This window comes from Nocardia transvalensis NBRC 15921 (genome assembly GCF_000308875.1).
GTDB lineage: Bacteria > Actinomycetota > Actinomycetes > Mycobacteriales > Mycobacteriaceae > Nocardia > Nocardia transvalensis.
This window is the reverse complement of sequence record NZ_BAGL01000019.1, coordinates 22,790-46,504: the sequence shown is the minus strand read 5'-3', so window position 1 is coordinate 46,504 and position 23,715 is coordinate 22,790. Positions and strand designations below refer to the sequence as shown.

Here is a 23,715-nt window from a genome sequence, read left to right as displayed (position 1 = left end):
CGAGGAGCGACACATGACCGAACCCAAGGCAGCGGCCTTCGACCACGAGGTGATCATCGTCGGTTCCGGATTCTCCGGGATCGGCGCGGCGATCACGTTGCGCGAGGCCGGATTCGACGACTTCCTGATCGTCGACGAAGCGGACGGCGTCGGCGGCACCTGGCACTGGAACACCTATCCCGGTATCGCGGTGGACATCCCGTCGTTCAGCTACCAGTACTCGTTCGAGCAGAGTTCGGACTGGTCGCGGGTGTACGCGCCGGGCCGGGAACTCAAGGCCTACGCCGAACGCTGCGCCGACAAGTACGGGCTGCGCCCGCGCATCCGGTTCAGCACCACCATCGCCGACGCGGAATTCGATGCCGCACAGGACATCTGGCGGCTACGCACGACCGACGGCGACGAGCTGACCGCGCGGTACGTCATCGCGGCGACGGGCGTACTCACCCGCCCCAAACTGCCCGACATTCCCGGCGTCGACACCTTCGCCGGACTGACCATGCACACCTCCCGCTGGGACCACGCGCAGGATCTGAGCGGTAAGCGCGTCGCGATCATCGGCACGGGAGCCTCCGCGATCCAGGTCATCCCGACCATCGCGCCGGATGTCGACCACCTGACGGTCTTCCAGCGCACGCCGATCTGGTGCCTGCCGCGCCCGGATACGACCCTCCCGGCACCCGTCCGGCTGGCCCTGCGCTACCTGCCCGGCGGGAAGGCCGTGTCGCGGCTCGCCAGTCAGACCTTCGTCGAGCTGACCTTCCCGCTGTCGGCGCACTACTACTCGAAACTCCCGCTGGCGAAGCTTGGTGAACGCACGGGGCTCGCGCATCTCCGCAACCAGGTGCACGATCCGGCGATCCGCGAGAAGCTCACGCCCCGTTACGCTCTGGGCTGCAAGCGCCCCGGATTCTCCAACGAGTACCTGGCGACGTTCAATCGCGACAACGTCCTGCTGGAGACCGATCCGATCGCCGAGATCACACCGACCGGCGTCCGCACCGCGAGCGGCGCCGACCACGCGGCGGACGTGCTGATCCTGGCCACCGGCTTCAAGGTGATGGAGGCGGGCAATATGCCCACCTTCGGGCTGCGCGGCCTCGACGGGCTGGATCTCGAGAAGTGGTGGAACGAGAACCGCTTACAGGCGTACGAGGGCGTGAGCGTGCCGGGATTCCCGAACTTCTTCTCCATCATCGGGCCCTACGGCTACAACGGCTCGTCGTACTTCACGCTCATCGAGATGCAGACCCATCACATCCTGCGGCTACTGCGCCGCTCCCGCTCGCTCGGGACGACGCGCGTGGAGGTGACCCGCGAGGCCAACGACCGGTACTTCCGCGAGATGCTGAATCGCCGTGAGGGGCAGGTGTTCTGGCAGGACAGCTGCACGCTGGCCAACAGCTACTACTTCGACAAGAACGGCGACGTGCCACTGAAGCCGATGAGTACCGTCGAGGCCGCCTGGCGCGCAGGGCATTTCGATCTCGACGACTACCGCTTCGCCCGCGCCAGCTGATCGGTCAGCTCCGCCCGCGCGGTGACCAGCGACGGGCCGTACCAGGTTAGGTTCCGGCCCGAGACCAGCGCGACCGGGATGTCCGGAAATGCCTCGGGCCCATCGGTTTCGGTGAACTCGTACGGCTCGTCAGGGAGGACAGCCAGCTCGACGCCGCGGGTCAGCTCGTCGTCGGGGACGGTCGGGTACCGGCCGGGGCCGTCGGCATGCACCAGCCGCAGCCCCAGGCGATGGGCCAGATCGCCGGTGAACGTGTCACGCCCGACCACCATCCACGGCTTGCGCCAGATCGGAATCACCGTGGCCCGCAACGGCTCCGGAGCTGGGTCCGCCCACGCGGCCACGGCCTGATCGAGCCAGCCGGGACGTCCGGCGCGCAGCGCGATCTCGAACAACCGCCCCATCGAAGCGAACGCCTCGTCCACGGTGCGAATCCGGGTGACCCACACCGGAATTCCCGCCTCCCGCAACCGATCCACATCGATGCGGCGATTCTCCTCCTGGTTGCACACCACCAGATCGGGTGACAGTTCGGCGATCCGCCGCACGTTAGGATTCTTCGTCCCACGCACCCGCTCCACGGCGAGATCCCGTGGATGCGTACACCAGTCGGTCGCCGCGATCAGGACCTCCGGACAGGTCGCCGCGATGGCCTCCGTGAGCGAGGGGACCAGCGAAACCACCCGGCGCACCGGATGTCTCACCGGCACCTCGGCATCCAGATCATCGCGCACCCCGGTCACGGCAGCACCCTCTCACACAGGGCCCGCAGTTCTTCCGGCGGCATGGCGGGCCGCATACTCGCCGCGCCCAGCACCATCAGGTACAGAATCCCCGCCGTGGCCCGGGCGTCGTCCTCGGTGCACCCGCCCTGCAACAGCAGGCCGTGCAGGAAGTCGACGCGGGTCTTGTCCACCCGCTGCTTGGCGGCCGCCGCGAGCGGTTCGCTCAGCGCCCACGCGCTGATCGCGAGTTCGATATTGGCGGGCTCGTCGCTGTCGAGGACGAGATCCACCAGGAGTTCGAGGCGGCCCCGCGCGTCCAGGCCGGCGGTCGCCTCCACCTCCTGGATGTAGTGCGTGGTGTGCACCGACTCGAAATGCTCGAGCAGCGCCGCCTTGTAGCCCTGCATGCCCCGGAAGTGGTGATAGAAGGAGCCGGTACTCACGCCCGTCTCCGCCACCAGCCGATCGATGGTCAGGGCCGTGGGCCCGGATGCCCCGAGGATCACCAGGCCGGATTCCAGCCACGAGATCTTGCCTGCCACGATCACCACCCTATTCTCGGCGGTCAGTTCGCGGCGGTCCTGACCGGCGGTCCGCCCTACGAGCCGAACGCCCGGTAGAGGTCGCGCAACTCCCGCAGGCCGGTCTCGGCGGTGTGCTCGTCCTCGGCCGTCATCCGCAGCGCCTGACGCAGCGGGACCGGATCCAGATCGTCCAGCGCGGGGCGGAAGTCCGGTTCGGGGAGGCGCGGCAGGGCGACGTTTTCGCCGTAGAGGTCGTCGGAAACCGTTGTGCCGCTGTCGCTCTGGACCCCGCTGATCAGTGTGTCCAGGTCGAGTCCGCGCAGCGTGAGCATGACGGACGGCTCGCCGTCGAGCCGCTCGGCGACGATGTAGCAGACGGCCGCCACATGCTTACAGGGCCAGCCGGAATCCGGGCAGCTGCACCCGAAATCCAGTTCCGAGGCCGTGGTGGGCAGCAGCAGGGGACCCAGCTCCCGCGGCACGGCGCCGGAGGCCAGCTGCGCCAGCATGCCGGGGGTGTCGCGCACCAGCTCGACCAGCTCGTCGAGGCGTTCGTCGCGGAGTTTCCGCAGGGTGAGCACGGCGGTGAAGGGGCGCGGCTGACTGCCCTGCACCTCGGCGGTCACCGCGCCGAATTCCACGTGATAGGTGACGACCTGGCCCGAGCGGGCGTACGACCGGCCCCGCGCCAGCCTGCCCGCGTCGGCGACCTGTTCGACCGCGTCGATGAACGAGCGGCCCCACCAGGTGCGCGCGAACGATCCACGCCGGTTGCGGGGTTCGACGCCGCCGCGCACCGGCAGCCGCTTGCCGTACTTGCTGTAATCGGGATACGGACTCATTCGCCCACCGCCTCGGATCCGAGCGCGAACAGCCGCTGGATCTCGTCGTCGCTGAATTCGGTGATCCAGTTCTCGCCCGCGCCGACGGTCATATTCGCCAGCTGCTGCTTGCCGCTGATCATGTCGTCGATGCGCTCCTCGATGGTGTCGACGCACACCAGCTTGCGGACCTGGACGTCGCGCCGCTGGCCGATCCGGAAGGCACGGTCGGTGGCCTGGTTCTCCACCGCCGGATTCCACCAGCGATCCAGGTGCACAACATGATTGGCGGCCGTGAGGTTCAGGCCCGTGCCGCCGGCCTTGAGCGACAGCAGCATCAGCGGCGGGCCGTCGTCCTGCTGGAATCCGGTGACCATATCGTCGCGGCGTTTCTTCGGCACGCCGCCGTGCAGGAACGGGATCCGGGTGCCGAATCGCTCGGTCAGGTACGGCTCGATCAGCTCCCCGAACTCGCGGAACTGGGTGAACAGCAGGGCCTTCTCGCCGTCGGCCAGCACCGACTCGAGCACGTCCTCCACGAGGGCGAGCTTGCCGGAGCGGTGCTGCCCGCGCCGCAGCACCGGGGAACCGTCGCTGGCGAAATGCGCGGGGTGGTTGCACACTTGCTTGAGCCGGGTCAGCGCCGCGAGCACCACGCCTTTGCGCTGAATCTCCTTGGAGTGCTTCAGTTGTGCCACCATATCGTCCACCACGGCCTGATACAGCGCGGCCTGTTCGACGGTCAGGTTGGCCCGCACCGTCATCTCGATCTTGTCGGGCAGGTCGGAGATCACGGCGGGATCGGTCTTGACGCGGCGCAGCACGAACGGCCCGGTGACGGTGCGCAACCGGGTGATCGCGTTCTCGTCGTGCTCGCGCTCGATCGGGACGGCGAAGCGAGCGTGGAACTGCGAGGCCTTGCCCAGCAGATTCGGCGCCGCGAAGTCGAGAATCGAGCGCAGCTCTTCCAGGCGGTTCTCGACCGGAGTTCCGGTGAGCGCCAGGCGTTGTCGCGCCGGGATCAGCCGTGCCGCGCGGGACTGGCGGGTATTGGCGTTCTTGATGTGCTGCGCCTCGTCCAGCACGGTGCGCTCCCAACGCTGCCGCCGCAGTTGCTCGACATCGCGGGCCAGCAGCGCGTAGGTGGTGATCACCAGGTCCGAATCCGACACGGCCGCATCGAATTCCGCGCCGGTGCGCCGCCCGGCGCCGTGGTGGACCAGGACGCGGAGTTCGGGGGCGAAACGCTCGGTCTCGCGCTGCCAGTTGCCGACGACCGACATGGGGCACACCAGCAGCGTCGGGCCGGGGGCGGAATCCCTTGCCGCGCTCTCTTTTTCGTGCAGCAGCAGAGCGAGCACCTGCACGGTCTTACCCAGGCCCATATCGTCGGCGAGGATGCCGCCGCAGCCGTAGCGGTTCATGGTGGCCAGCCAGGACAATCCGCGCAGCTGGTACGGGCGTAGTTCGGCCTTCAGGCCCGCGGGCGGGTCGACGGGTTCGGCGCGGCGGGTGGAGTCGAGCAGCCCGGCCGCCCAGCCGGTGGCCCGGACCTCCTCGATCGGCACGTTCTTGACCTCGGAGGTGGCGATCTGGCCGAGGACGTCGGTCAGCGAACCCGTCGTCTCCGTGGTGCGGCCGTCCAGGTAGGCCGCGGCGGCGGCCAGTACCCGGTGGTCGGCCTGCACCCATTGGCCGCGCAGCCGCACCAGATCCGATTTCGCCTGTACCAGCCGGGCCATCTCCGCCGGGGTGAGTACGGTGTCGCCGAGGGCGAGTTCCCAGTGGTAGGACACCAGGCCGCTCAGGCCGACCGCCGTTTCCGTCGCGGCCGGGCTCTGCACGCTGAGCCGCATACTCGGCGCGACCACGCGCCAGGCCCGGGGCAGCAGCAGGTGCACACCCGACGCGCGCAGGACGTGCACGCCGTGGGCCACCAGGTCCTGGACCACCGGGGTGGGCAGGAGGAAGTCGATCCCGCCCGGTTCGCGGGGCAGATCGCGCAGCCGCGGGTACGCCTGGACCGCCCCGGTCACCTTCTCCGCCGCCAGCTTCAGTTGCACCGGGTCACCGTGAATCGAAACTGGTTGCGGTGCTTCGCCTTCCGCGCGCAGACACACCTCGAGCCGCCAGAGCGCGTCGAAACCCTCCGCGCCCGTCTCGGGATCGTCGTCGGGTTCCAGCAGGCGGAGCACCAGCTCCGGTTCCCCGGCGGTGAGGCTGGTACGCCATTCCTCGAGCGCCCCCGACACCCGGTGCGATCCGGTTTCCAGGGGCTCGCCCGCGACCAGGGCGGCCGGCAGCGGATGCTCCTGCTCGCGCGCGTCGGCGTCGAGGTGCAGGCGCGCGATCGGGTCGGCCAGCTCGGCCACCAGGTCCTCGAGTATCGCGGCGGGCCGCCCCGGCACGCGCAGGGCGGGCGGCACGGCGGCGGTCAGTTCGGCCAGCCAGGCCCGCTGCCGCTGACCGCCGACCAGCCGCCACCGCACCCACCAGTCGCCGTCGTCGCGCCGCATCTCGGGCACTACGCGCCCGGACCGCACCCACCGCTCGATCCCCCGCGCCACATGTCCGAGGAAGCGCAGGTCGGCGGCAGCGGACGAGGCAGGCAGCTCTTGGAGCAGAACCTCCGCGGCCGCCGCGGGGATCAGCGCGTGGGCGGGGACCTCGACGACCTCGGGCCCGTCCGGCCCGGCCACCAGCACCTGCGCCCTGTGCCGGAACCGCGCCCCGGCGATCAGCGACCCCAGCGAATCCGGCAGCGCACCGAGGTCGCGCGCGTCCTCCGGATGGCGCCACAGCACCAACCCGGATCCCGGCGTCCACAACCCGTGCAGCATCCACCCATCAAATCAGCTCCCTCCGACATCCCGCACCGCCCCTGGGGCAGCTCAGTGCGCGCACGAGGCAGTTTCCGGAACTGTCGTCAGCCGACGCCGAGGCCCCGGGCGAGCACCGGCCACGAATCGTGCAGGGGCGCTTGCCAGTACGGCCAGGAGTGGACGCCGAACGTGTAATACGTCACGGTGGCCGGGACGCCCTGGGCGCGCAGGCGGGCGTCCAGGACCCCCGTGCACTCGTAGGCGCCGCGTTCGATGACGACGGACTCGATCAAGGTGTCCGGCCAGGACGATCGCCGGTCGATCTCGGCATCGGTGGGCCTCGGAATGCCGCTGCCCGCGGAGACGAAGAGCGACTTACCTCGCAGGTCACCGACGTGGAGGCTGACGTCGTGCGCACGCCACTGCGGATCGGTCGCCCGGCCCCACATATTGTCCGGATCGCCGCCGCGCTGGACGACCGCCGTGCGCACGTATCCCTGGCCGAGGGTGCTGGTGAACAGGCAGCCGCTGTACGCGGCGGCCGCGCGATAAAGGGCCGGGTTGCGGAAGGTCAGGGCCATCGCCGCCTGCCCGCCCATGGAGACGCCCGCCACGGCGTTCGCGCCGCTGCCGTGGAAACGCGTGTCGATCAGCGGGGGAAGTTCCTCGGCGAGGAAGGTCTCCCATTGATTGCGCCCCAGTTCGGGATCGTCGCGCAGCCAGTCGGTGTAGAAGGTGCCGCCACCGCCCACGGGCAGCACGACCGTGACCGGCTTGTCGGCGAAGAACCGCACGGCGTCGGTCTTCAGCGTCCAGGTGCTCTGCCCCACCGATTCGTCCGCGGAATTCCCGTCGAGCAGATACAGCGTGGGATGCGGCCCCGCCGTATTCCTCGGCAACAACACATCCACCTGGACGACCCGATCCATCGCGGGCGACCACACGAAAACCTGGAGCCATCGATCCGTACGCGCGACGACGTGATCGATCCACGCCTGTGCCGACGCGGCCGGTGCCGCCACCACCGTCGCCGCCAGCATGACGCACGAAACGATCGCCGACACAACGAATACCCACACTGTTCGAATACCGGGCGACATGCCGATCCCCTCACGCCCAACCCTGACAGACAAAGGTTACGAAGTATCCGATTGCGGCACAGCAGAATTCGAAGCCCAGTGGTTCCACACCCCTGACACACGGAATTCGTTACTCCCCCGTGTTCTCATCGAGTGCGGCCCGAATCCGGTTTGATACGACCATTTCTGACGAGAACCTTGTACGCCGCACGCTTGCGAGGGCAGTCCTCCCTACCAGGGCTTCGGGAGGCCGCGCCGACGCCTTCCCATCGCCTTCTCCGACCCGCGTCATACGGGTCTGTCAATGGTCGGGGCCACGTGGACCGCCTCGCCTATACCCATACCTATACCCATCGGCCGCGAATTGGACCATACTGGAATATCCGCTGGTCACAGCCGAGGGTGAGGTCGGCCGTGTGCTGTGCGCGCACGAGGAGGGCAGTGAATATGACTATTCTGCTCCAGGTACTCGAGCAGAGTTTCACGCCGACTACGCCGTGGGAGCGGCGCAAGTTCACCTTTGTCGACGCCGGGAAGATCGTCGGCATGCGGTTGGACGGGCAGGCCGGGGTGTGGCTGGATCTGTCGCGGCCCGGGGAGTCGCAGCGGCTCGCGCGGACGGTCGATCCGCGCGACGCGGTCACGTTCCTGCTCACGACGTTCGCGAAGATCGCCGAATGCGAGGAGCGGGGCGGTTCGTGGCTGATCGGGCACGACGGGTCGCGGATCGACTCCATCGCGGCGACCAGGTTCCCGCCCCAGCCGGCCGAACTCCCCGAGGATCTGCTGGCCAGGGCCTGGTTGTAGGGCTGCGGCGGTGGGGTACCGGCCCCGGACGGGGGTGGGAGCCGGCGTTCCTGTCGGTGTCCCCGTGTACACCTGAATCGTGAAACGGGGAGGGTGGGGTGCGGCGGTGCTGGCCGTCGTGGTGATGATCGCGGGGTGCTCGATACTGTCGGGTGGGCCGCCCGCGCCGGGCAGTCCTACGCGCGCTCAGCTCGACGGGTTGCTGTCCGTCGTACGGGTTGTCGAGCGCAGGACGCATCCGGGCGGATATCAGCGTGGGTGCCGGTCGGGCGAGGGCTGCGTGTTCGGTCCGGCCTGGTCCGATGACCACGACGGGCCCGGCGGGCACGACGGCTGCGATTCGCGGAACAGCGTGCTGGCCCGGCAGCTGACCGAGGTCCGTTACCGCCCGGGTAGCCGGGACTGCGTGGTGGTCGCGGGTGTTCTGCAAGACCCCTATACCGGTACTCGCATCGACTTCGACAAGGCGCAGGCGCGCGAGGTGCAGATCGATCACGTCTACCCGCTGGCCGCCGCCTGGGATATGGGCGCCTCGGCATGGCCGCTGCCCCAGCGCATCCGATTCGCCAACGACATCGACTTCACCCTGCTGGCCGTCGACGGCCGGACCAACGAGGACAAGGGCGACCGCACGCCCGCGGACTGGCTCCCGCCTGCCCGCGCCTACCGCTGCTTCTACGCCGGGAAATACCTCACGGCCGCAACGCAATACGATCTGCCCGTCACCGTCGCGGACCGCGACGCGCTGGAACGGGTGGCCAGGGGGTGCCCGTGACCGGATCAGTCGGTGGCGACCGGGCGCTTCGGATCGTTGGACCACTGCGACCACGAGCCGGGATAGAGGCTGGCCTCGATACCGGCCACGGCCAGTGCCGCGACCTGGTGCGCGGCCGTGACTCCCGACCCGCAGTAGACCGCGACCTCGTCCGAGCCCAGGTCCGCGAACCGGGCCCGCAGCTCCTCGGCGGATTTGAAAGTGCCGTCGGCCGTGAGGTTCTCGGCCGTCGGCGCGCTCACCGCGCCCGGGATGTGCCCGGCGCGGGGGTCGACCGGTTCGACCTCACCGCGATAGCGCTCCCCGGCGCGGGCGTCCAGCAGCACGCCCGCCCAGTTCGCGGCGCCGTCGGCGTCGATCACGGGCATATTGCCGGGGCTGAACACCACGTCGCCGGGGACCGGATCGGGCTCGCCGCCGGTGGCGGTCTCCCCGCCCGCGCGCTCCCAGGCGGGCAGGCCGCCGTCGAGAATCCGCACGTCGGGCGCCCCGGCCCAGCGCAGCAGCCACCAGGCGCGCGCGGCGGCCATGCCCCCGGTGGCGTCGTAGACCACGACCGGCTCCCCCTCCCGCAGACCCCAGCTGCGCGCGCACTTCTGCAGATGGGCGAGGTCGGGCAGCGGATGACGGCCGTGCGCCGGCGACGGCGGGTCGGCCAGCTCGGTCTCGAGATCGACGAATACGGCGCCGGGTATGTGGCCGTCGAGGTAGTGCTGCGGCCCGTCCGGGTCGCCCAGCGCCCAGCGCACATCCAGAACGTGCACGCGGGAGTCGCTGTCGGACAGCGCTTTCCGAAGGTCGTCGGCCGAAATCAATACCGCGGTCAAGCCAGCTCCTCTGTCAGATCTGTACCCGGGACGCGAACACACCCACCCTACGACAGATCGCCCGCCGCACTGCCGGATGCGCGTGCTTCGCCGGTCACCGCGGGGCCTGCCCGAAACCGATCTCGTCGCCGTCGGGGATCGAGGTCAGTGATCAGGACGGCGGGCGCGGGCGCAGCGTCCAGCGCACCAGAAGGCCGGCGGCCAAGGCCCAGAACGCGCCCCCGATTCCCAGCAGGGCGACGCCCGAGGCCGAGATCAGGAAGGTGACGGCCGCGGCGATCCGGTGCTCGGCCACGCTCAGGGCGGAGGTCAGCGCCGCGGCCAGGGTGGCGATGAGGGCAAGTCCCGCAACGGTTTCCAGCACGCCCTCCGGGGCCGCGGCGACGAGGACCACCAGCGCGCCGGACGCCGGCGCCAGCACCAGGTAGCTGCATCCGGTCGTGAACGCCGCGATCCAGCGCCGGTGCGGATCCGGGTGCGCGGCGGGCGCGGCCGCCAGCGCGGCGCTGATCGCGGCGAGGTTGATCGCGTGCCCGCCCGCGCAGGCGCCCGCGACAGTGCCCAGTCCGGTCGTGCTCAGCGCCGCCCGCCACGGCACGCGATACCCGAACGAACTCATGACCGCGGTGCCGGGGATGTTCTGCGCGGCCATGGTGACGATGTAGAGCGGCACCGCCACGCCGATCATCGCCTGCCAACTCCAGTGCGGCACGGTCCACTCCACGTGCGGGACCATGGCGCCGAAATCCACCCGGCGATGCTCGACCGCGATATCGACGCATGCCCCGATCGCGGCGGTGGCGAAGGCCGCGGGCACCGACCAGCGCGCCGCGAAGCGTTGCAGCACCAGCCACACCACCAGGACCGGAATCACCACGGCCGGACTGGTCGTCAGCGCGTGCACGGGCGCGAGGCACAGCGGCACCAGCACTCCCGCCAGCATGGCCTGCGCGATCTCGACCGGAATGGCCGCGATCAAGCGGCCCAGCCGCGCCCAGAATCCGGTGACGACGATGAGCACGCCGGTCACCGCGAAAGCCCCGACAGCCGCGGGCCATCCACCCGCCGCGGCACCCGCGCTCGCCAGCAGGGCCGCGCCCGGCGTCGACCAGGCCAGCGTGATCGGCATCCGGTATCGCCTGCTGAGCAGCACCATCCCGATGCCCTGGGTGACGCACAGCGCCAGCAGACCCGACGCCGCCTGCGCGGGGGTCGCCCCCATCGCCCGCAGCCCCGCCAGCACCACCGCGAACGAACTGGTGAACCCCACCAGCGTCGCCACGACCCCCGCCCCCACCGGATGCCACACCCCCACCTCGGTCTCGGCGGCATTCGATTCGGCATCAGCGGTCGCGGTCACCGCGCAATCCTCACCAACCCACCCGGTCCAGTCACGAGCCACTCCCCCGAAACTGGACCGAATTCCCGTGGTTGTCGGCCTAAGTGCCGCTCGCGGGCTGGTTCTCGTGGATCGGCTCGAGTACGAAGACCGGGATCTGGCGGTCGGTCTGCCGCTGGTAGTCGGCGAAGTCCGGGAACGCGTCCACGGCTCGACGCCACCAGCGGGCCTTCTCGTCCCCGAACACCTCGCGTGCACGGTAGGACCGCGTCACCGTCCCGTCCTGAAGTTCGATGACCGGGGTGGCGACGAGGCTCGCGTACCACTGCGGGTTGGTCGGCTGGGCACCGTTCGATGCGACCGCGGCGAAGGAGCCCTCATGTTCGACGCGCATGAGGGGTGTTTTGCGAACCTTGCCGGTCTTGGCCCCTCGGTAACTCATCAGCACGGTCGGACTGCCGCCCATCGTGACGCTGTCGGTCGTGCCGGTGCGCACGATCTGGTCGACGTGGTCGCGGACCCAGCCCAGAGCGCTCGGCTCATGCTGCTCGGGCGCCTTCGCTGCCGCCTGCTCGACGGGCGCAACGGCCTGCTGCGATCGGGTGAACGAATCGTGTTGGCGGCGAGGCTGTCTGGTGTCGACGTTGGCGGTCATGGTCTCCAGGAGCGCGGGTATCCCCGCCACGGTGTCGGCGGGCAACCCGGCCACGGTTTCCTCCGCCAGGCCGCACCAGAGCTGTTTCACCTGGTCCGTAAGGGCCTTACCGCTGTCGGTGAGTTCGAAGATGCCGGCCCGCTTGTCGGTGGGCGCGGGTGTCCGGCGAATGTGCCCGGTGGCTTCGAGTTTGCGCGTCATCACGGTGACACTCGGCGGCTCACACCCGAGCGCCTCACTGAGCTGCGCACCGATCATCGGCCCGGTCCGGGCAAGTTCGAGCAGTAGCGCTTCCTGACCCGGATGCAGCCCCAGCGGTGACAGCAAAGCCGCAGCCCTGGCCCGATGACGCAGGCTCAACAGCCGAATGGCCTGGTTGAGGCTATCGGCGAGTTCGAAATCCATGAGCACTCCCAAATTAGTTATCTGAATAATATTATTCAGATAACTAATTCAGAGGCAAGCGGGGCACACCCGCGCTCCACGCACCCGCGCTCCACGCACCCGCGCTCCACGCACCCGCGCTTCACGCACCCCTTGCACACCCTCGCACCCGTTCCATAACGCTGGAACGGGTGCGAGAGTGCACAGGGGGTGCGTGAACTTAGGGCGGCGAGGGGGCCTGGACTTAGCGGGTGGGGGCCGGGTTGCCCAGGGGGCGGGGGGCGCCGTTGGGGGTGGACATGCGGCGGAGGAGGGGGGCCGTGCGGGGGCCTACCAGTTGGCGCATGACCAGGGCCATGTTGGTGCGTTCCACGCCGGGGATCTTGAGGATGCGGCCGGCGATGCGGTAGAGGTCGTCGGCGTCGCGGGCGACCACGCGGACCGTGAGGTCGGTGGGGCCCGTCATGCCGCACACCTCCGTCACCTCGGGGACCTCGGCCAGTTCGTCGACCACCGAGTCCAGCGTGTGCTGATCGACCACCACCGCGACGAATGCCGCCAGCGGGTAGCCGAGGGCGCGCGGGTCGACGCGGCGCTCGAAGCTCGCCAGCACGCCCCCCGCCTCCCAGCGAGCCAGCCTGGCCTGCACGGTATTACGCGACAGCCCTAGCCGGGTGGCCAGTTCCACGCCGGTGGCGCGGGGATTCGCCACCAGTTCCAGCAACAGTCGCGCATCCGTTGCGTCCACCACGGCTCCGACAGGCTCTCCACTCGACATGCAGGCAGTATGACAGCCATCACACGAGCAGTGCGAGCAACCTGCCCAGTCTGTATGTCAGGACGTGAGCAGGAAGCTCAACGGTGTGAGTTTCCGGCCAAAAGCATGCCGGAAACAACGAAGGGCACGCCGGAAACGGGGAGGGCACGCCCGAAACAACGAAGAGCACACCGGAACGAATAAGGAGGGCACGCCGGAAACAAGGAGGACATGGCGGGACGAGGAGGGGGACGCCGCCCGCAGGCAAGTGCGCCCGGAAAGCTGGGCGGACGGATGAGTTCGCCCAGTGTGGAGGGAGGGTGCCGGGAATGTGCGCCTCCGCGAGGGTGCGAATGGTGAGGCTCGGGGTGGGGCAGCTGATCAGTGGATGCAGCTTGTCAGGGTGCAGGGGCCGGGTTTCGAGCATTTTGCGCATTTGGCGTGTCCGTACTTGCGCAGGTCGCTCAATCGTGGATGCTGTGAGGTACAGCACACTTCTACGTCGCGAAGTACGGAGACCCCGGCACCGCGGCGGACGGGAGGCGATGGTGATGGCCGATCCGATGACCTATCCGGTGCAATTGGTCCAGCCCGACGGGCGCCGCGTGCTCGATCGAGAGCATGCCGCCCCGATATCCGATATCGGGCCCGCCGACCTGCGGCAGCTCTACGAGGACATGGTGGTCGCCCGCCGCATCGATACCGAGGCGACCGCGCTGCAGCGCCAGGGCCAGCTGGGACTGTGGCCTCCCCTGCTGGGTCAGGAAGCCGCCCAGATCGGCTCGGCGCACGCCCTGCACTCCGACGACTACGTGTTCTGCAGCTACCGCGAGGCGGGCGTCGCCTACTGCCGCGGCGTGGACCCGGGCCTGATCACCCGGCTGTGGCGCGGGACCGCGCACCACTGCTGGGATCCGGCCGATATCAACATGACCAACCCCGCGATCGTGGTGGGCGCGCAGGGCCTGCACGCCACGGGTTACGCCTACGCCGCGCATCTGGAGGGCACCGAGATCGCGGTGCTCACCTACTTCGGCGACGGCGCGACGAGCCAGGGCGATATGGCCGAGGCCCTCGGCTTCGCCGCGTCGTGGAGCGCGCCGGTGGTGTTCTTCTGTACCAACAACCAGTGGGCCATCAGCGCGCCGGTCGAGGTGCAGAGCCCGACCCCGATCGCGCGGCGCGCCTACGGCTACGGCATTCCCGGCGTCCAGGTGGACGGCAACGACGTGCTGGCGGTGCTGGCGGTGACGCGTCAGGCGGTGGCCCGGGCCCGCGCCGGCGGCGGGCCGTCGTTCATCGAGGCCATCACCTATCGCATGGGCCCGCACACCACCGCCGACGACCCCACCCGCTACCGCTCCGCCGCCGAGACGGAGGTGTGGCAGCGCCGCGACCCGATCGACCGCATCCGGCGCCTGCTGGAGCGGGAAGACCAGTGGGACAACGATTTCGAGAAACGGGTACGAGAGCGGTCCGACGAGGTCGGCGGCATCGTCCGCGCGGCGACGATCGATATGCCCGACCCGGATCCGGCGCAGCTGTTCGACCACGTCTACACCACCCAGCATCCGCTGATCGAGGAGGAGCGGCGGGAGTACGCCGAGTATCTGGAAGGAGCCCGGCCATGAACACCACCTTCGCGAACGCTCTCAACACCGGACTGCGCCGGGCCCTCGAGGACGATCCGAAGGTCGTCCTGATGGGCGAGGACATCGGGCGGCTGGGCGGCGTCTTCCGCGTCACCGACACCCTGCAGAAGGACTTCGGCAACAATCGTGTCATCGACACCCCGCTGGCCGAATCCGGCATCGTCGGAACGGCTTTCGGCATGGCACTGCGCGGACTCCGGCCCGTCTGCGAGATCCAGTTCGACGGGTTCGTCTATCCGGCGTTCGACCAGATCGTCTCGCAGGTCGCCAAGATCCACTATCGCACGCAGGGAAAGGTGTTCGCGCCCATCACGATTCGCATCCCGTTCGGCGGCGGCATCGGTTCGGTGGAGCATCATTCCGAGTCGCCGGAGGCGTACTTCGCGCATACCGCGGGCCTGCGGGTCGTCGCGCCGAGCGATCCCGCCGACGCCTATCTGATGATCCGCCAGGCGATCTCACTGGACGATCCGGTCATCTTCTTCGAGCCCAAGCGGCGCTACTGGGACAAGGCCGAGGTCGACTTCGACGCCCTCGACGACGATCCGTTCCCGCTCGACCGCGCCCGCATCCGGCGCGAGGGCGACGATGCCACGGTGGTGGCCTACGGCGGGATGGTGCGCACGGCTCTGACCGCAGCGGAAATCGCGGCGGAGGAGGGGCATTCGCTGGAGGTGATCGACCTGCGCAGCCTGTCGCCGATCGATTTCGACACCGTCGAGGCGTCGGTGCGCCGGACCGGACGGCTGATCGTCACGCACGAGGCGCCGGTCTTCGCCGGTCTGGGCGCCGAGATCGCCGCCCGCGTCACCGAACGCTGTTTCTACTACATGGAGGCGCCGGTCCTGCGCGTCGGAGGCTTCGACATCCCCTATCCCCCGGCTAAGCTCGAACGGCACCACCTGCCCGACCCCGACCGCATCCTGGCCGCGGTCGACCGCACGCTCGCCGCCTGACCATGACCGCTCAGACAGAAGGTGCCCGTTGGAAGACCCGGCTGCAGCTGATCAGAACCACGTCCTGGAGTTCCGGCTACCCGATCTCGGTGAGGGTCTGACCGATGCCGAACTGGTGTCGTGGGCGGTGGCCGTCGGCGATCGGGTGGAGCTGAACCAGACCATCGCCGAGGTCGAGACCGCCAAGGCGCAGGTGGCGCTACCGTGCCCGTTCGCCGGCGAGGTCCTGGAGTTGCTGGCACAGCCCGGCGACACCGTGCCGGTGGGCGCGCCGCTGATCCGGGTCGCCACCGAATTCGCGGTCACCCCGCCGGAGGTCGTGGAGACCTCCGAGCGGCAGGCCGTGCTGGTGGGCTACGGCCCGGAGAGCGACATCGGCTCGCGGCGCAAGCGGCCCGCCACGAATACCGTTGCGATACAGCCGGATTCCGAGACCACGCCGACGTATCCGGATATTCCCGGCCGTCCCCCGGCGACCCCGGCCGCCCGGAAACTGGCTCGCGAGCTGGGTATCGACATCTCCTTCGTCGCCGGTTCCGGGCCCGGTGGCGCGGTGACCGTGGAGGATGTCCGCCACGCGGTGCCCGTCTCGCAGCCGCCCGGCCGGGCCCGGCAGGACGCGGCCGCCGACTCCGACGAGCCGCGCCCGAGCACCCCGCCGGTGCCGACCATGCGTCCCGACGGCGGCATCATCCGCGCCGTCCCCTCGACGCGGGAGACCCGCACCCCGGTCAGCGGGGTCCGCAAGCGCACCGCGGCCGCCATGGTGGCCAGCGCCCGCACCATCCCGCAGGCCAGCGCCTTCGCCACCACCGACTTCACGGCCTCGATGGAACTGCTGGACCATCTGCGCAGCACCGACTCCTTCTCCGGGCTCTCGCTCACGCCGCTGGCGCTGGTGGCGAAGGCCGCGCTGGCGGCGATGGCCGAGTTCCCCGGCATCAACTCCTCGTGGGACGAGGAGCGCCGGGAGATCGTCACCAAGCACTACGTCAATCTGGGGATCGCCGTCGCCACCGACCGCGGGCTGCTGGTGCCGAGCGTCAAGGAGGCCCAGTCGCTGAGCCTGCGCGAGCTGTGCCGGGAGATCGGCTGGCTGGCCGACGTCACCCGCTCGGGCAGCGCGACGCCCGCCGATCTGCGCGGCGGCACGTTCACCATCAGCAATGTCGGCGTCTTCGGTGTCGATACCGGTGTGCCGCTGGTCAATCCGGGCGAGGGTGCGATCCTGTGCCTGGGCTCGATCCGCAAGCAGCCGTGGGTCTATCGCGACGAACTCGCGGTCCGCTGGGTCACCACGCTGGGCATCAGTTTCGACCACCGCATGATCGACGGCGAACTGGGCGCGCGGTTCCTGGCCACGGTGGCCTCGCTGCTCGAAGACCCGCTCACGTTGCTGGGGAGGGTGTGATCCCGGCCAAAAGCGTGCCGGGAAAAAGAGCTACCCACGTGCCGGAGATTATCCCGGCAGGTTTTCGGCGGGGACCAGAGCCTCTGCCGCCGTGCGAATGACAGCAGGGATGTCCACCGGCTTGCGGGTGTCGTTGTCCACGTAGACGTGGACGAACTCGCCGGTGGCGGCCAGTTCCAGGTCGTCGCCGTCCTCGCGGAAGATGGCGAGGTCGTAGGTGATACTGGTGCGGCCGAGGCGGGAGACGCGCAGGCCGACGCGCAGCTGGTCGGGGAAGCTGAGCGAGCCGCGGAAGTGGCAGGAGGTCTGCACGACCACGCCGATGGCGGGCAGTTCGCGAATATCGGTGCCGGTGGCGTGCATCAGCCAGGCGTTGACCGCGGTGTCGAAGTACGAGTAGTAGGTCACGTTGTTGACGTGCCCGTAGTGGTCGTTGTCCGCCCACCGGGTCGGCATCGGCCAGAGCACCGGATAGTCCTGCTGCGTGGTCACCCCTGGAGAATAGTGCGGTCGGTATGGGCGCTTTGCGGGTGCTCGCGAGGTGGTTTCCGGCCAAAAGCATGCCGGAAACAAGGGAGTGCGCGAGCATGCCGGAAACAACGGAGTGCGCGCCGGAACGATGGGGGGCGGTGCGTCAGGCGCTCTGCCGGTGCTCCCGCGGGCTCACACCGTAATGGCGCTTGAAGGCTGTGCTGAGGGCGAAGGCGCTGCCGTAACCGACTCGGCGGGCGATGGATTCGACGGTGGCGTCGGAGTCCTGGAGGAGGTCGGCGGCCAGGGCCAGGCGCCAGTCGGTGAGGAAGGACATCGGCGGCTCGCCGACCAGATCGGTGAAGCGCCGGGCCAGCGCCGCCCGCGACACTCCGACCTCGGTGGCCAGCGCCGCCACCGTCCACGGATGCGCCGGATTGTTCTGCAGCAGGCGCAGGGCCTTGCCCACCAGCGGATCCGCGTAGGCGTGGTACCAGGCGGGGGCGTCGTTGCGCGCGAACCAGGCCCGCAGGGTCGCGATGAGCAGCAGATCCAGCAGGCGGTCCAGCATGGCGCCCTGCGCGGGGCGGTCTTTGGCGCTCTCGTCGACCAGCAGATCGAGCACCGGGCTGTCGAGTTCGGCGCCCGGCAGCACGATCAGGGGTGGCAGCGCCCGCAGCAGGCGGCGGCTGGCCGCGCTCTCCTGCTCGTAGGTCCCGGTGACGAGCATGGTGGGGGCGTCCGGATTGGGCCCCCAGCCGCGCACGCCGAGGCTCCACACCTCGCAGAGCACCTCGCCGTCGGGCGTCGTGGTGACCTGACCCGGATTGATGTACACCTGCGGCTCGGTGGCCGGATCGTCGGCGACCGTGTAGTGGTCGGGGCCGCGGATGATCGCCACATCGCCCTCGTGCAGCTGCACGGCCGAACCGGTGCCCGGAAGTCCGGCGCGAGGGGGGTCGGGCCGCCCGCCGCGCGGGTCGGGCAGGATCCAGCCGCTGCCGCGAACCACCGCCACCACCGTCAGCGGCGATTCGTCCCGGATGCGCAGGGACCACGGTGGGTCCAGCAATGAGCGCATGACGAAGGCGCCACGCGCCCGCGGCCCCTCGAGCAGGCTTTCCAGCGGATCCACCCTCAAACTCTTGCAGATGCCCCCAGCCTTCTCAACCCTGATTCTCGGGGCCGGAACTTGTCGGTGCCCCGCATTAGAATCGAAGTGAAACCGGTTGAAGGTGGGCACTATTCGGCACCCAGCCGGCCACGTCGACGGGGCCGCGGGCGGTGGGGGAAACGGGGAGCTGCCGGCGATGGTTGCCGGTACCGTCGGATCAATGGCTGCAACGACGCTTGCTCCCCCGGTCCGGATGGCGCGCGCCGCGGTCTTCGCGGTGTTCGGCCTCAACGGGTTTCTGGCCGCCATGTGGGTGGTGCACATCCCGGCGATCACCGAGCGCACCGGCACGTCGAACGCGACCTTGGGCATGCTGATCCTGCTCATGGCCGGCAGCGGCATCGTCGGCATGCAGGCCGTCGGGCCGCTGGCCGACCGCTTCGGCAGCCGGACGCTGGTGGCCGCGGCGGCGTGCTGGGTGTCGCTGGCCGTACTCGGTCCGGGCCTGGCGACGGGGCCGGCGCAGCTGGGGCTCGCGCTGGCCCTGTTCGGATTCGGCAACGGGGCGCTCGACGTCTCGATGAACGCCCAGGCCGTCCAGGTCGAGCGCGAATATCCGCGGCCGATCATGTCCGCGTTCCACGCGCTGTTCTCCTGCGGCGGCCTGGTCGGGTCACTGGCGGGCGCGGCGGCGATGCGCGGGGATTGGGATATCCGGGCGACGCTCGCCGCGGCGGGCGCGTTCGGCCTCGTACTCGTGGCGGCGTGCGCGCCCCGCCTGCTGCCGAGGGTCGGATCCGACTCCGCCACAAACGATCCGGCCGATACACCAGCCGACCGTCCTCGCCGGGCGATATCGCGCAAGGTCCTGGCGCTCGCGGCGGTCGCGTTCGCGCTGCTGATGACCGAGGGCGTCGCCAACGACTGGAGCGCGTTGCAACTACGCGAGCATCTGGGCGCCGACGAGGCCACCGCCGCGCTGGCGTTCGGCGCCTTCTCCACGACGATGACCGTGGGGCGGTTCGGCGCGGACCGCGTCAGCGGCCGGTTCGGCCCGGTCGCGGTGGTGCGCTGGGGCTGTGTGCTCGCCGCGGCCGGGCTGGTGCTGATCATCTCCTCGATGTGGGTGCCGCTGACACTGGCCGGATGGGCGCTGCTCGGCATCGGCCTGGCCGGCGGGGTCCCGCAGATCTTCACGGCCGCGGGCAATCTCGGCACCGCGACCGCGGCGACCGACATGTCGCGGGTATTCAGCCTCGGATACCTCGGTTTCCTGGCCGGGCCGTCGGTCATCGGCTGGCTGTCCAAGCCCACCTCGCTGACCGTCGCGCTGATATTTCCGCTGGTACTGGTCGTGCTGTGCGCGGCTTTCGCCAAGATCGCCGCGCCGGACAAGGCGGCCGCGACCCTCTTTGTTGACCTCAAGGACAAAAACACGTAGCGTCTCCGTCATGGCCAGGCCGCGCAACTTCGATCCGGAGACGGTACTCGATCTGGCGATGGACACCTTCTGGACGTACGGCTACGCCAACACCTCCCCCGCACAGCTCGCCGAGTGCACCGGAATCGGAAAGGGCAGCCTGTACAACACATTCGGGAGCAAGCGGGAGCTGTTCGACCGCGTCCTGGAACGGTACGACCGCATCGGCGCGGAGGTGGCCGGCGAATACATGTCCCGCCCGGGGACCACGCGCGAGGCGCTGCGCGCATTCCTGCGCTCCCTCGTGGATACCGATGCGGCCCAACCGGTTCGGCGCGGCTGCCTGGCGGTGAATACCGCGACGGAGTTCGCCGATCGGGATCCGGAGATCACCCGCGCCATACGGTCCGCACAGGACCACACCGTCGCCGCCATGGCCGCCCGCATCGATCAGGGCCGCCGCGACGGCGATGTGGACCGCGCCACCGATCCCCAGCAGGCGGCCGAGTTCCTCATGAACACCATCGCGGGCCTGCGCGTCATGGCCAAGACCAACGACGCCCCCGCCCTGTACCGCATCATCGATACGGCCCTGACCACCCTCTGACCCTTACGTTTTCCCATTCCGTCCACATCTGTACCCAAGTTTTTGACCTGTTGTTCAAGAAAGGTAATTTCCATGGATCTCGAACTGACCGGCAAGACCGCCCTCGTCACCGGAGCCAGCCGCGGCATCGGCCTGGCGATCGCCGAGGAACTCACCGCCGAGGGGGTGCGCGTCGTGGGCGCGGCGCGCACCGTCACGCCGGAACTCGAAAAAGCCAGTGCCGCAGCTGTATCCGTCGATCTCGGCACGGCAGAGGGGGCGACCTCCGTGGTGGACGCGGCGCTGGCCGAACTCGGGGGCATCGATATTCTGATCAACAATGTCGGCGGCGGCGACGCGAATAGCCTGGACCTCGGCGGATTCCTCGACTCCACCGACGAGCAGTGGCAGACCATGATCGACCTCAACCTGTTCAGCGCGATCCGCACGACCCGTGCCGCCCTGCCGAGCCTGCTGGAGCGACGGGGCGCGATCGTCAACGTGTCCTCGATCAACGCGCACCTGCCCGCGGTCGGGCCGGTCGGCTACAGCGAGGCCAAGGCCGCGCTGACCTCGGTGAGCAAGCGGCTCAGCGAGGAGTTCGGGCCGCGCGGCGTGCGGGTCAACACGGTCTCCCCGGGCGTGGTCGGGACCCCGCTGTGGCGCGATCCGAAGGGCTTCGGAGCCAAAGTCGCCGAGGCACAGGGTATTTCGCACGAGACGCTGCTCGCGGGGATCGCCGAGCAGATCGGCATCGCCTCGGGGCGGATCTCGGAACCCGAGGAGGTCGCAGCGCTGGTCGCCTTCCTGGTGTCGCCCCGGGCCGCCAATATCGTCGGGGCCGATCACGTTATCGACGGCGGGACGCTGAAAACCGCCTGAGCTGCGCGGGGCGTGCGAATCGAACCACCGGATCACATGCCCCGCTACAGTTCGGACATGTTCTCCAATCGCCGCCTGGAACAGCAACTCGATCGCGTCGAACGCAAACTCGACGCGATAATGCGGCACCTTCAGATCGCCGACATCCCTGCGTCGCACCCGATTTCACAGGCGCGACCGGTGCCCGAGGGCTTCCCGGCGACGCAAATAGACGACCTCCTGGCCCAGGGCAAAAAGATCCAGGCCATCAAGGTCTACCGTGAGACGTTTCCCGGAGTCTCGCTGAAGGACGCGAAGGACGCCGTGGAGGAGCGGGAGCGCCGGTACTACTGAGTCTGAGTGATCGTCATATCCGGCCACGGCGGCCGGCGCACCATCGCCAGCGTGGCGAAGGTGGCCGCCACGAGACCGGTCACCACCGCGATCAGGGCTACCCGGCCGTCGTCGGTGGCCGGTTTCCAGGTCACCTCGTCACCCCGGAGAACGAAGATCCCGAGCGGTCGCGGGCCCGGCCGCAACAGACCACCGGACGTCGACACGGTGATGACCGTGGACCCGTCGGCCGTCTCGTGCGGCGTGCCGTAGATCGGCGAGGGATCCGCCACGGGGATTCCGACCTTCTCACGCAGCGTCATTCCCGCCCCTTCCGGTTTTCGCGGCGAGTCCGACCCGGCCGCGGGATGTCGGTACCCGGTCCAGCGTAGTACGAATCGGGCGGGCAATTGCCGCGGCCCGCACCTCTTTCGGAGGTACGGGCCGCTACCGGATCGACTACAGCGCCTTGAGTTCCTCGGTGACGGCGCCGACGGACTTCTTGGCGTCGCCGAACAGCATCGAGGTGTGGTCGGCGTAGAACAGCGGGTTGTCGATGCCCGCGAAGCCGGAGTTCATCGAACGCTTCAGCACGATCACCGAATGCGCCTGGTCGACGTTCAGCACCGGCATGCCGTAGATCGGGCTGGAGGAGTCCTCGCGGGCGGCCGGATTGGTGACGTCGTTGGCGCCGATCACCAGCGCCACATCGGTGCGGGAGAACTCGCCGTTGATGTCGTCCATTTCCTTGAGCGCGTCGTAGGACACCTCGGCCTCGGCCAGCAGCACGTTCATATGCCCGGGCATCCGGCCGGCGACCGGGTGGATCGCGTACTTGACCTCGACGCCCTTGGCCTCCAGCAGATTCGCCATCTCCTTGACCGCGTGCTGCGCCTGGGCGACGGCCATACCGTAGCCGGGCACCACGATGACCTGGTTGGCGTAGGCCATCTGGATCGCGGCGTCCGCGGCGGAGGTGGCCTTGGCCTGCTTCTGCTCGCCGTCGCCACCGGCGCCGGGAGCCGTTCCGCCGCCGCCGAATCCGCCCGCGACGATCGCCGGGATGGACCGGTTCATGGCCTTGGCCATCAGGTTGGTCAGGATCGAACCCGAGGCGCCGACGATCATGCCCGCGACGATCATGGCGGTGTTGTTCAGCGCCAGACCCGCTGCGGCGGCGGACAATCCGGTCAGCGCGTTGAGCAGCGAGATGACCACCGGCATATCGGCGCCACCGATCGGCAGCACCACCATCAGCCCGAGCACCGCCGCCAGCACCAGCAGCAGCGCCATCCACCAGCCGGACACGCCGTCACCCGCGGCGCCGACGCCGATGACCACGGCCGCCGCGACGGCCCCGACGAGCAGCAGAATGTTCAACGGCTGCTGTAGTTTTCCGACGCCGATGGGCTTGCCCGGCAGGATCTCCTGCAGCTTGCCGAACGCGATCAGCGAGCCCCAGAACGAGATAGAACCGATGATCGCCGCGAACAGCGAGCCGATCACGATGTGCACGGTGGGCTCCTCGGGAATCCGCGAGAACCCTTGTGTATTCAGGAATTCCGACCACGCGATCAACGCGACCGTACCGCCGCCGACACCGTTGAACGCGGCCACCAGCTGCGGCATCGCGGTCATCTTGGTGAACCGGGCGGGCGGAATGCCCAGTGCCACACCGACGACCAGGCCGGCGATGATCAGGATCCAGTTGGTGGTATCGCGCACCGCGATGAAGGTCGCGATCACCGCGATACCCATGCCGACCGCGGCGATCCAGTTGCCGCGCACCGCCGTCTTCGGGCCCGTCAGGCCCATCAGGCCGTAGATGAACAGCGAGAAGGCGACGATATAGAGGATGTTGACCAAATTATCCATCG

At 69.1% G+C, this 23,715-nt stretch carries 23 protein-coding genes and 1 pseudogene; 10 read left to right on the top strand and 14 right to left on the bottom strand.

Annotated elements, in window-relative coordinates:
- Positions 1-13: 13 nt before the first annotated feature.
- Positions 14-1,519 carry a flavin-containing monooxygenase gene (locus ON41_RS07640; protein ID WP_040746396.1) on the top strand — a complete coding sequence of 502 codons (1,506 nt, stop codon included), beginning with the start codon at positions 14-16 and terminating at the stop codon, positions 1,517-1,519.
- Here the strand turns inward: ON41_RS07640 and ON41_RS07635 are convergent.
- The 5 genes from ON41_RS07635 to ON41_RS07615 all read right to left on the bottom strand — a co-directional run bounded on the left by ON41_RS07635 (position 1,495) and on the right by ON41_RS07615 (position 7,475).
- The gene (locus ON41_RS07635; RefSeq protein ID WP_040746394.1) at positions 1,495-2,262 is read right to left on the bottom strand and encodes a helical backbone metal receptor; all 768 of its coding nucleotides are present in this window, start codon (positions 2,260-2,262) and stop codon (positions 1,495-1,497) included. The genes ON41_RS07640 and ON41_RS07635 overlap by 25 nt on opposite strands.
- Positions 2,259-2,786, bottom strand: coding sequence for a TetR/AcrR family transcriptional regulator (locus tag ON41_RS07630; RefSeq protein WP_157185397.1), 528 nt, complete (start codon positions 2,784-2,786; stop codon positions 2,259-2,261). Before ON41_RS07630 ends, ON41_RS07635 begins: the two co-directional genes overlap by 4 nt.
- Before the next feature lie 56 nt (positions 2,787-2,842).
- Complete coding sequence (locus ON41_RS07625) at positions 2,843-3,610, bottom strand: SWIM zinc finger family protein (RefSeq protein WP_040746393.1); 768 nt, start codon at positions 3,608-3,610, stop codon at positions 2,843-2,845.
- Complete coding sequence (locus ON41_RS07620) at positions 3,607-6,429, bottom strand: DEAD/DEAH box helicase (protein WP_040746391.1); 2,823 nt, start codon at positions 6,427-6,429, stop codon at positions 3,607-3,609. Before ON41_RS07620 ends, ON41_RS07625 begins: the two co-directional genes overlap by 4 nt.
- 86 nt (positions 6,430-6,515) lie before the next feature.
- Positions 6,516-7,475 carry an alpha/beta hydrolase gene (locus ON41_RS07615; RefSeq protein ID WP_246829467.1) on the bottom strand — a complete coding sequence of 320 codons (960 nt, stop codon included), beginning with the start codon at positions 7,473-7,475 and terminating at the stop codon, positions 6,516-6,518.
- 462 nt (positions 7,476-7,937) lie between these two features.
- On the opposite strand from ON41_RS07615, the gene ON41_RS07610 reads away from it, so the two are divergent.
- Both ON41_RS07610 and ON41_RS07605 read left to right on the top strand, forming a co-directional pair.
- The gene (locus ON41_RS07610; protein WP_040746389.1) at positions 7,938-8,297 is read left to right on the top strand and encodes a hypothetical protein; all 360 of its coding nucleotides are present in this window, start codon (positions 7,938-7,940) and stop codon (positions 8,295-8,297) included.
- A 124-nt stretch (positions 8,298-8,421) separates the two neighbouring features.
- Entirely contained in the window at positions 8,422-9,072 is a 651-nt protein-coding gene (locus ON41_RS07605; RefSeq protein ID WP_051161097.1) for an HNH endonuclease family protein, read from the top strand.
- Positions 9,073-9,077: 5 nt separating this feature from the next.
- Here the strand turns inward: ON41_RS07605 and ON41_RS07600 are convergent, their stop codons facing one another.
- The 5 genes and pseudogenes from ON41_RS07600 to ON41_RS07585 all read right to left on the bottom strand — a co-directional run bounded on the left by ON41_RS07600 (position 9,078) and on the right by ON41_RS07585 (position 13,055).
- Complete coding sequence (locus ON41_RS07600) at positions 9,078-9,899, bottom strand: sulfurtransferase (protein ID WP_040746387.1); 822 nt, start codon at positions 9,897-9,899, stop codon at positions 9,078-9,080.
- 151 nt (positions 9,900-10,050) lie between these two features.
- Positions 10,051-11,259 carry a benzoate/H(+) symporter BenE family transporter gene (locus tag ON41_RS07595; protein ID WP_040746385.1) on the bottom strand — a complete coding sequence of 403 codons (1,209 nt, stop codon included), beginning with the start codon at positions 11,257-11,259 and terminating at the stop codon, positions 10,051-10,053.
- Between the two features lie 79 nt (positions 11,260-11,338).
- On the bottom strand, positions 11,339-11,767 hold the full coding sequence (locus ON41_RS42615) for a nitroreductase family deazaflavin-dependent oxidoreductase (RefSeq protein ID WP_040746476.1): 429 nt from the start codon (positions 11,765-11,767) through the stop codon (positions 11,339-11,341).
- Between the two features lie 273 nt (positions 11,768-12,040).
- A pseudogene (locus ON41_RS43370) lies at positions 12,041-12,298 on the bottom strand (MarR family winged helix-turn-helix transcriptional regulator); the annotation flags it as partial.
- Between the two features lie 223 nt (positions 12,299-12,521).
- Positions 12,522-13,055, bottom strand: a complete 534-nt coding sequence (locus ON41_RS07585; protein WP_051161085.1) for an Lrp/AsnC family transcriptional regulator — start codon at positions 13,053-13,055, stop codon at positions 12,522-12,524.
- Between the two features lie 530 nt (positions 13,056-13,585).
- On the opposite strand from ON41_RS07585, the gene pdhA reads away from it, so the two are divergent.
- From pdhA to ON41_RS07570, 3 genes are read left to right on the top strand one after another with little or no spacing between them, the layout of a single operon-like run.
- Entirely contained in the window at positions 13,586-14,665 is a 1,080-nt protein-coding gene (gene pdhA / locus ON41_RS07580; RefSeq protein WP_040746472.1) for a pyruvate dehydrogenase (acetyl-transferring) E1 component subunit alpha, read from the top strand.
- Complete coding sequence (locus tag ON41_RS07575) at positions 14,662-15,642, top strand: alpha-ketoacid dehydrogenase subunit beta (RefSeq protein ID WP_040746383.1); 981 nt, start codon at positions 14,662-14,664, stop codon at positions 15,640-15,642. Before pdhA ends, ON41_RS07575 begins: the two co-directional genes overlap by 4 nt.
- A gap of 28 nt (positions 15,643-15,670) precedes the next feature.
- Positions 15,671-17,053 (top strand): dihydrolipoamide acetyltransferase family protein, encoded by a 1,383-nt coding sequence (locus ON41_RS07570; protein WP_083905203.1) that lies wholly within the window; start codon positions 15,671-15,673, stop codon positions 17,051-17,053.
- A gap of 48 nt (positions 17,054-17,101) precedes the next feature.
- On the opposite strand, the gene ON41_RS07565 is transcribed toward ON41_RS07570, so the two are convergent.
- Positions 17,102-17,509 carry an acyl-CoA thioesterase gene (locus tag ON41_RS07565; protein ID WP_051161096.1) on the bottom strand — a complete coding sequence of 136 codons (408 nt, stop codon included), beginning with the start codon at positions 17,507-17,509 and terminating at the stop codon, positions 17,102-17,104.
- Positions 17,510-17,687: 178 nt separating this feature from the next.
- Positions 17,688-18,659 (bottom strand): AraC family transcriptional regulator, encoded by a 972-nt coding sequence (locus tag ON41_RS07560; protein ID WP_040746380.1) that lies wholly within the window; start codon positions 18,657-18,659, stop codon positions 17,688-17,690.
- Positions 18,660-18,858: 199 nt separating this feature from the next.
- Between ON41_RS07560 and ON41_RS07555 the strand changes: the two genes are divergently transcribed.
- The 4 genes from ON41_RS07555 (at position 18,859) to ON41_RS07540 (ending at position 21,859) form a co-directional block, all read left to right on the top strand.
- On the top strand, positions 18,859-20,079 hold the full coding sequence (locus ON41_RS07555) for an MFS transporter (protein ID WP_040746378.1): 1,221 nt from the start codon (positions 18,859-18,861) through the stop codon (positions 20,077-20,079).
- Positions 20,080-20,089: 10 nt separating this feature from the next.
- Entirely contained in the window at positions 20,090-20,665 is a 576-nt protein-coding gene (locus ON41_RS07550) for a TetR/AcrR family transcriptional regulator (RefSeq protein WP_040746376.1), read from the top strand.
- Between the two features lie 72 nt (positions 20,666-20,737).
- Entirely contained in the window at positions 20,738-21,526 is a 789-nt protein-coding gene (locus ON41_RS07545) for an oxidoreductase (RefSeq protein WP_040746374.1), read from the top strand.
- Between the two features lie 57 nt (positions 21,527-21,583).
- Positions 21,584-21,859: a ribosomal L7/L12 family protein gene (locus ON41_RS07540; protein WP_157185396.1), complete on the top strand. Its 276-nt coding sequence runs from the start codon at positions 21,584-21,586 to the stop codon at positions 21,857-21,859.
- On the opposite strand, the gene ON41_RS07535 is transcribed toward ON41_RS07540, so the two are convergent.
- Positions 21,853-22,161, bottom strand: coding sequence for a hypothetical protein (locus ON41_RS07535; RefSeq protein ID WP_040746370.1), 309 nt, complete (start codon positions 22,159-22,161; stop codon positions 21,853-21,855). The two genes, ON41_RS07540 and ON41_RS07535, sit on opposite strands and share 7 nt — an antisense overlap.
- Positions 22,162-22,297: 136 nt before the next feature.
- Positions 22,298-23,713 carry an NAD(P)(+) transhydrogenase (Re/Si-specific) subunit beta gene (locus ON41_RS07530; protein WP_040746368.1) on the bottom strand — a complete coding sequence of 472 codons (1,416 nt, stop codon included), beginning with the start codon at positions 23,711-23,713 and terminating at the stop codon, positions 22,298-22,300.
- Positions 23,714-23,715 lie beyond the last annotated feature (2 nt).

Excerpts from the sequence above, each read along its gene's own strand:
- ON41_RS07535 (WP_040746370.1), bottom strand. The coding sequence starts at position 22,161 with ATGACGCTGCGTGAGAAGGTCGGAATCCCCGTGGCGGATCCCTCGCCG.
- ON41_RS07545 (WP_040746374.1), top strand. The coding sequence starts at position 20,738 with ATGGATCTCGAACTGACCGGCAAGACCGCCCTCGTCACCGGAGCCAGC.
- pdhA (WP_040746472.1), top strand. The coding sequence starts at position 13,586 with ATGGCCGATCCGATGACCTATCCGGTGCAATTGGTCCAGCCCGACGGG.
- ON41_RS07530 (WP_040746368.1), bottom strand. The coding sequence starts at position 23,713 with ATGGATAATTTGGTCAACATCCTCTATATCGTCGCCTTCTCGCTGTTC.
- ON41_RS07620 (WP_040746391.1), bottom strand. The coding sequence starts at position 6,429 with ATGCTGCACGGGTTGTGGACGCCGGGATCCGGGTTGGTGCTGTGGCGC.
- ON41_RS07540 (WP_157185396.1), top strand. The coding sequence starts at position 21,584 with ATGTTCTCCAATCGCCGCCTGGAACAGCAACTCGATCGCGTCGAACGC.
- ON41_RS07610 (WP_040746389.1), top strand. The coding sequence starts at position 7,938 with ATGACTATTCTGCTCCAGGTACTCGAGCAGAGTTTCACGCCGACTACG.
- ON41_RS07640 (WP_040746396.1), top strand. The coding sequence starts at position 14 with ATGACCGAACCCAAGGCAGCGGCCTTCGACCACGAGGTGATCATCGTC.
- ON41_RS07555 (WP_040746378.1), top strand. The coding sequence starts at position 18,859 with ATGGCTGCAACGACGCTTGCTCCCCCGGTCCGGATGGCGCGCGCCGCG.
- ON41_RS07625 (WP_040746393.1), bottom strand. The coding sequence starts at position 3,610 with ATGAGTCCGTATCCCGATTACAGCAAGTACGGCAAGCGGCTGCCGGTG.
- ON41_RS07575 (WP_040746383.1), top strand. The coding sequence starts at position 14,662 with ATGAACACCACCTTCGCGAACGCTCTCAACACCGGACTGCGCCGGGCC.
- ON41_RS07585 (WP_051161085.1), bottom strand. The coding sequence starts at position 13,055 with ATGTCGAGTGGAGAGCCTGTCGGAGCCGTGGTGGACGCAACGGATGCG.
- ON41_RS07565 (WP_051161096.1), bottom strand. The coding sequence starts at position 17,509 with ATGCCGACCCGGTGGGCGGACAACGACCACTACGGGCACGTCAACAAC.
- ON41_RS07605 (WP_051161097.1), top strand. The coding sequence starts at position 8,422 with ATGATCGCGGGGTGCTCGATACTGTCGGGTGGGCCGCCCGCGCCGGGC.
- ON41_RS07550 (WP_040746376.1), top strand. The coding sequence starts at position 20,090 with ATGGCCAGGCCGCGCAACTTCGATCCGGAGACGGTACTCGATCTGGCG.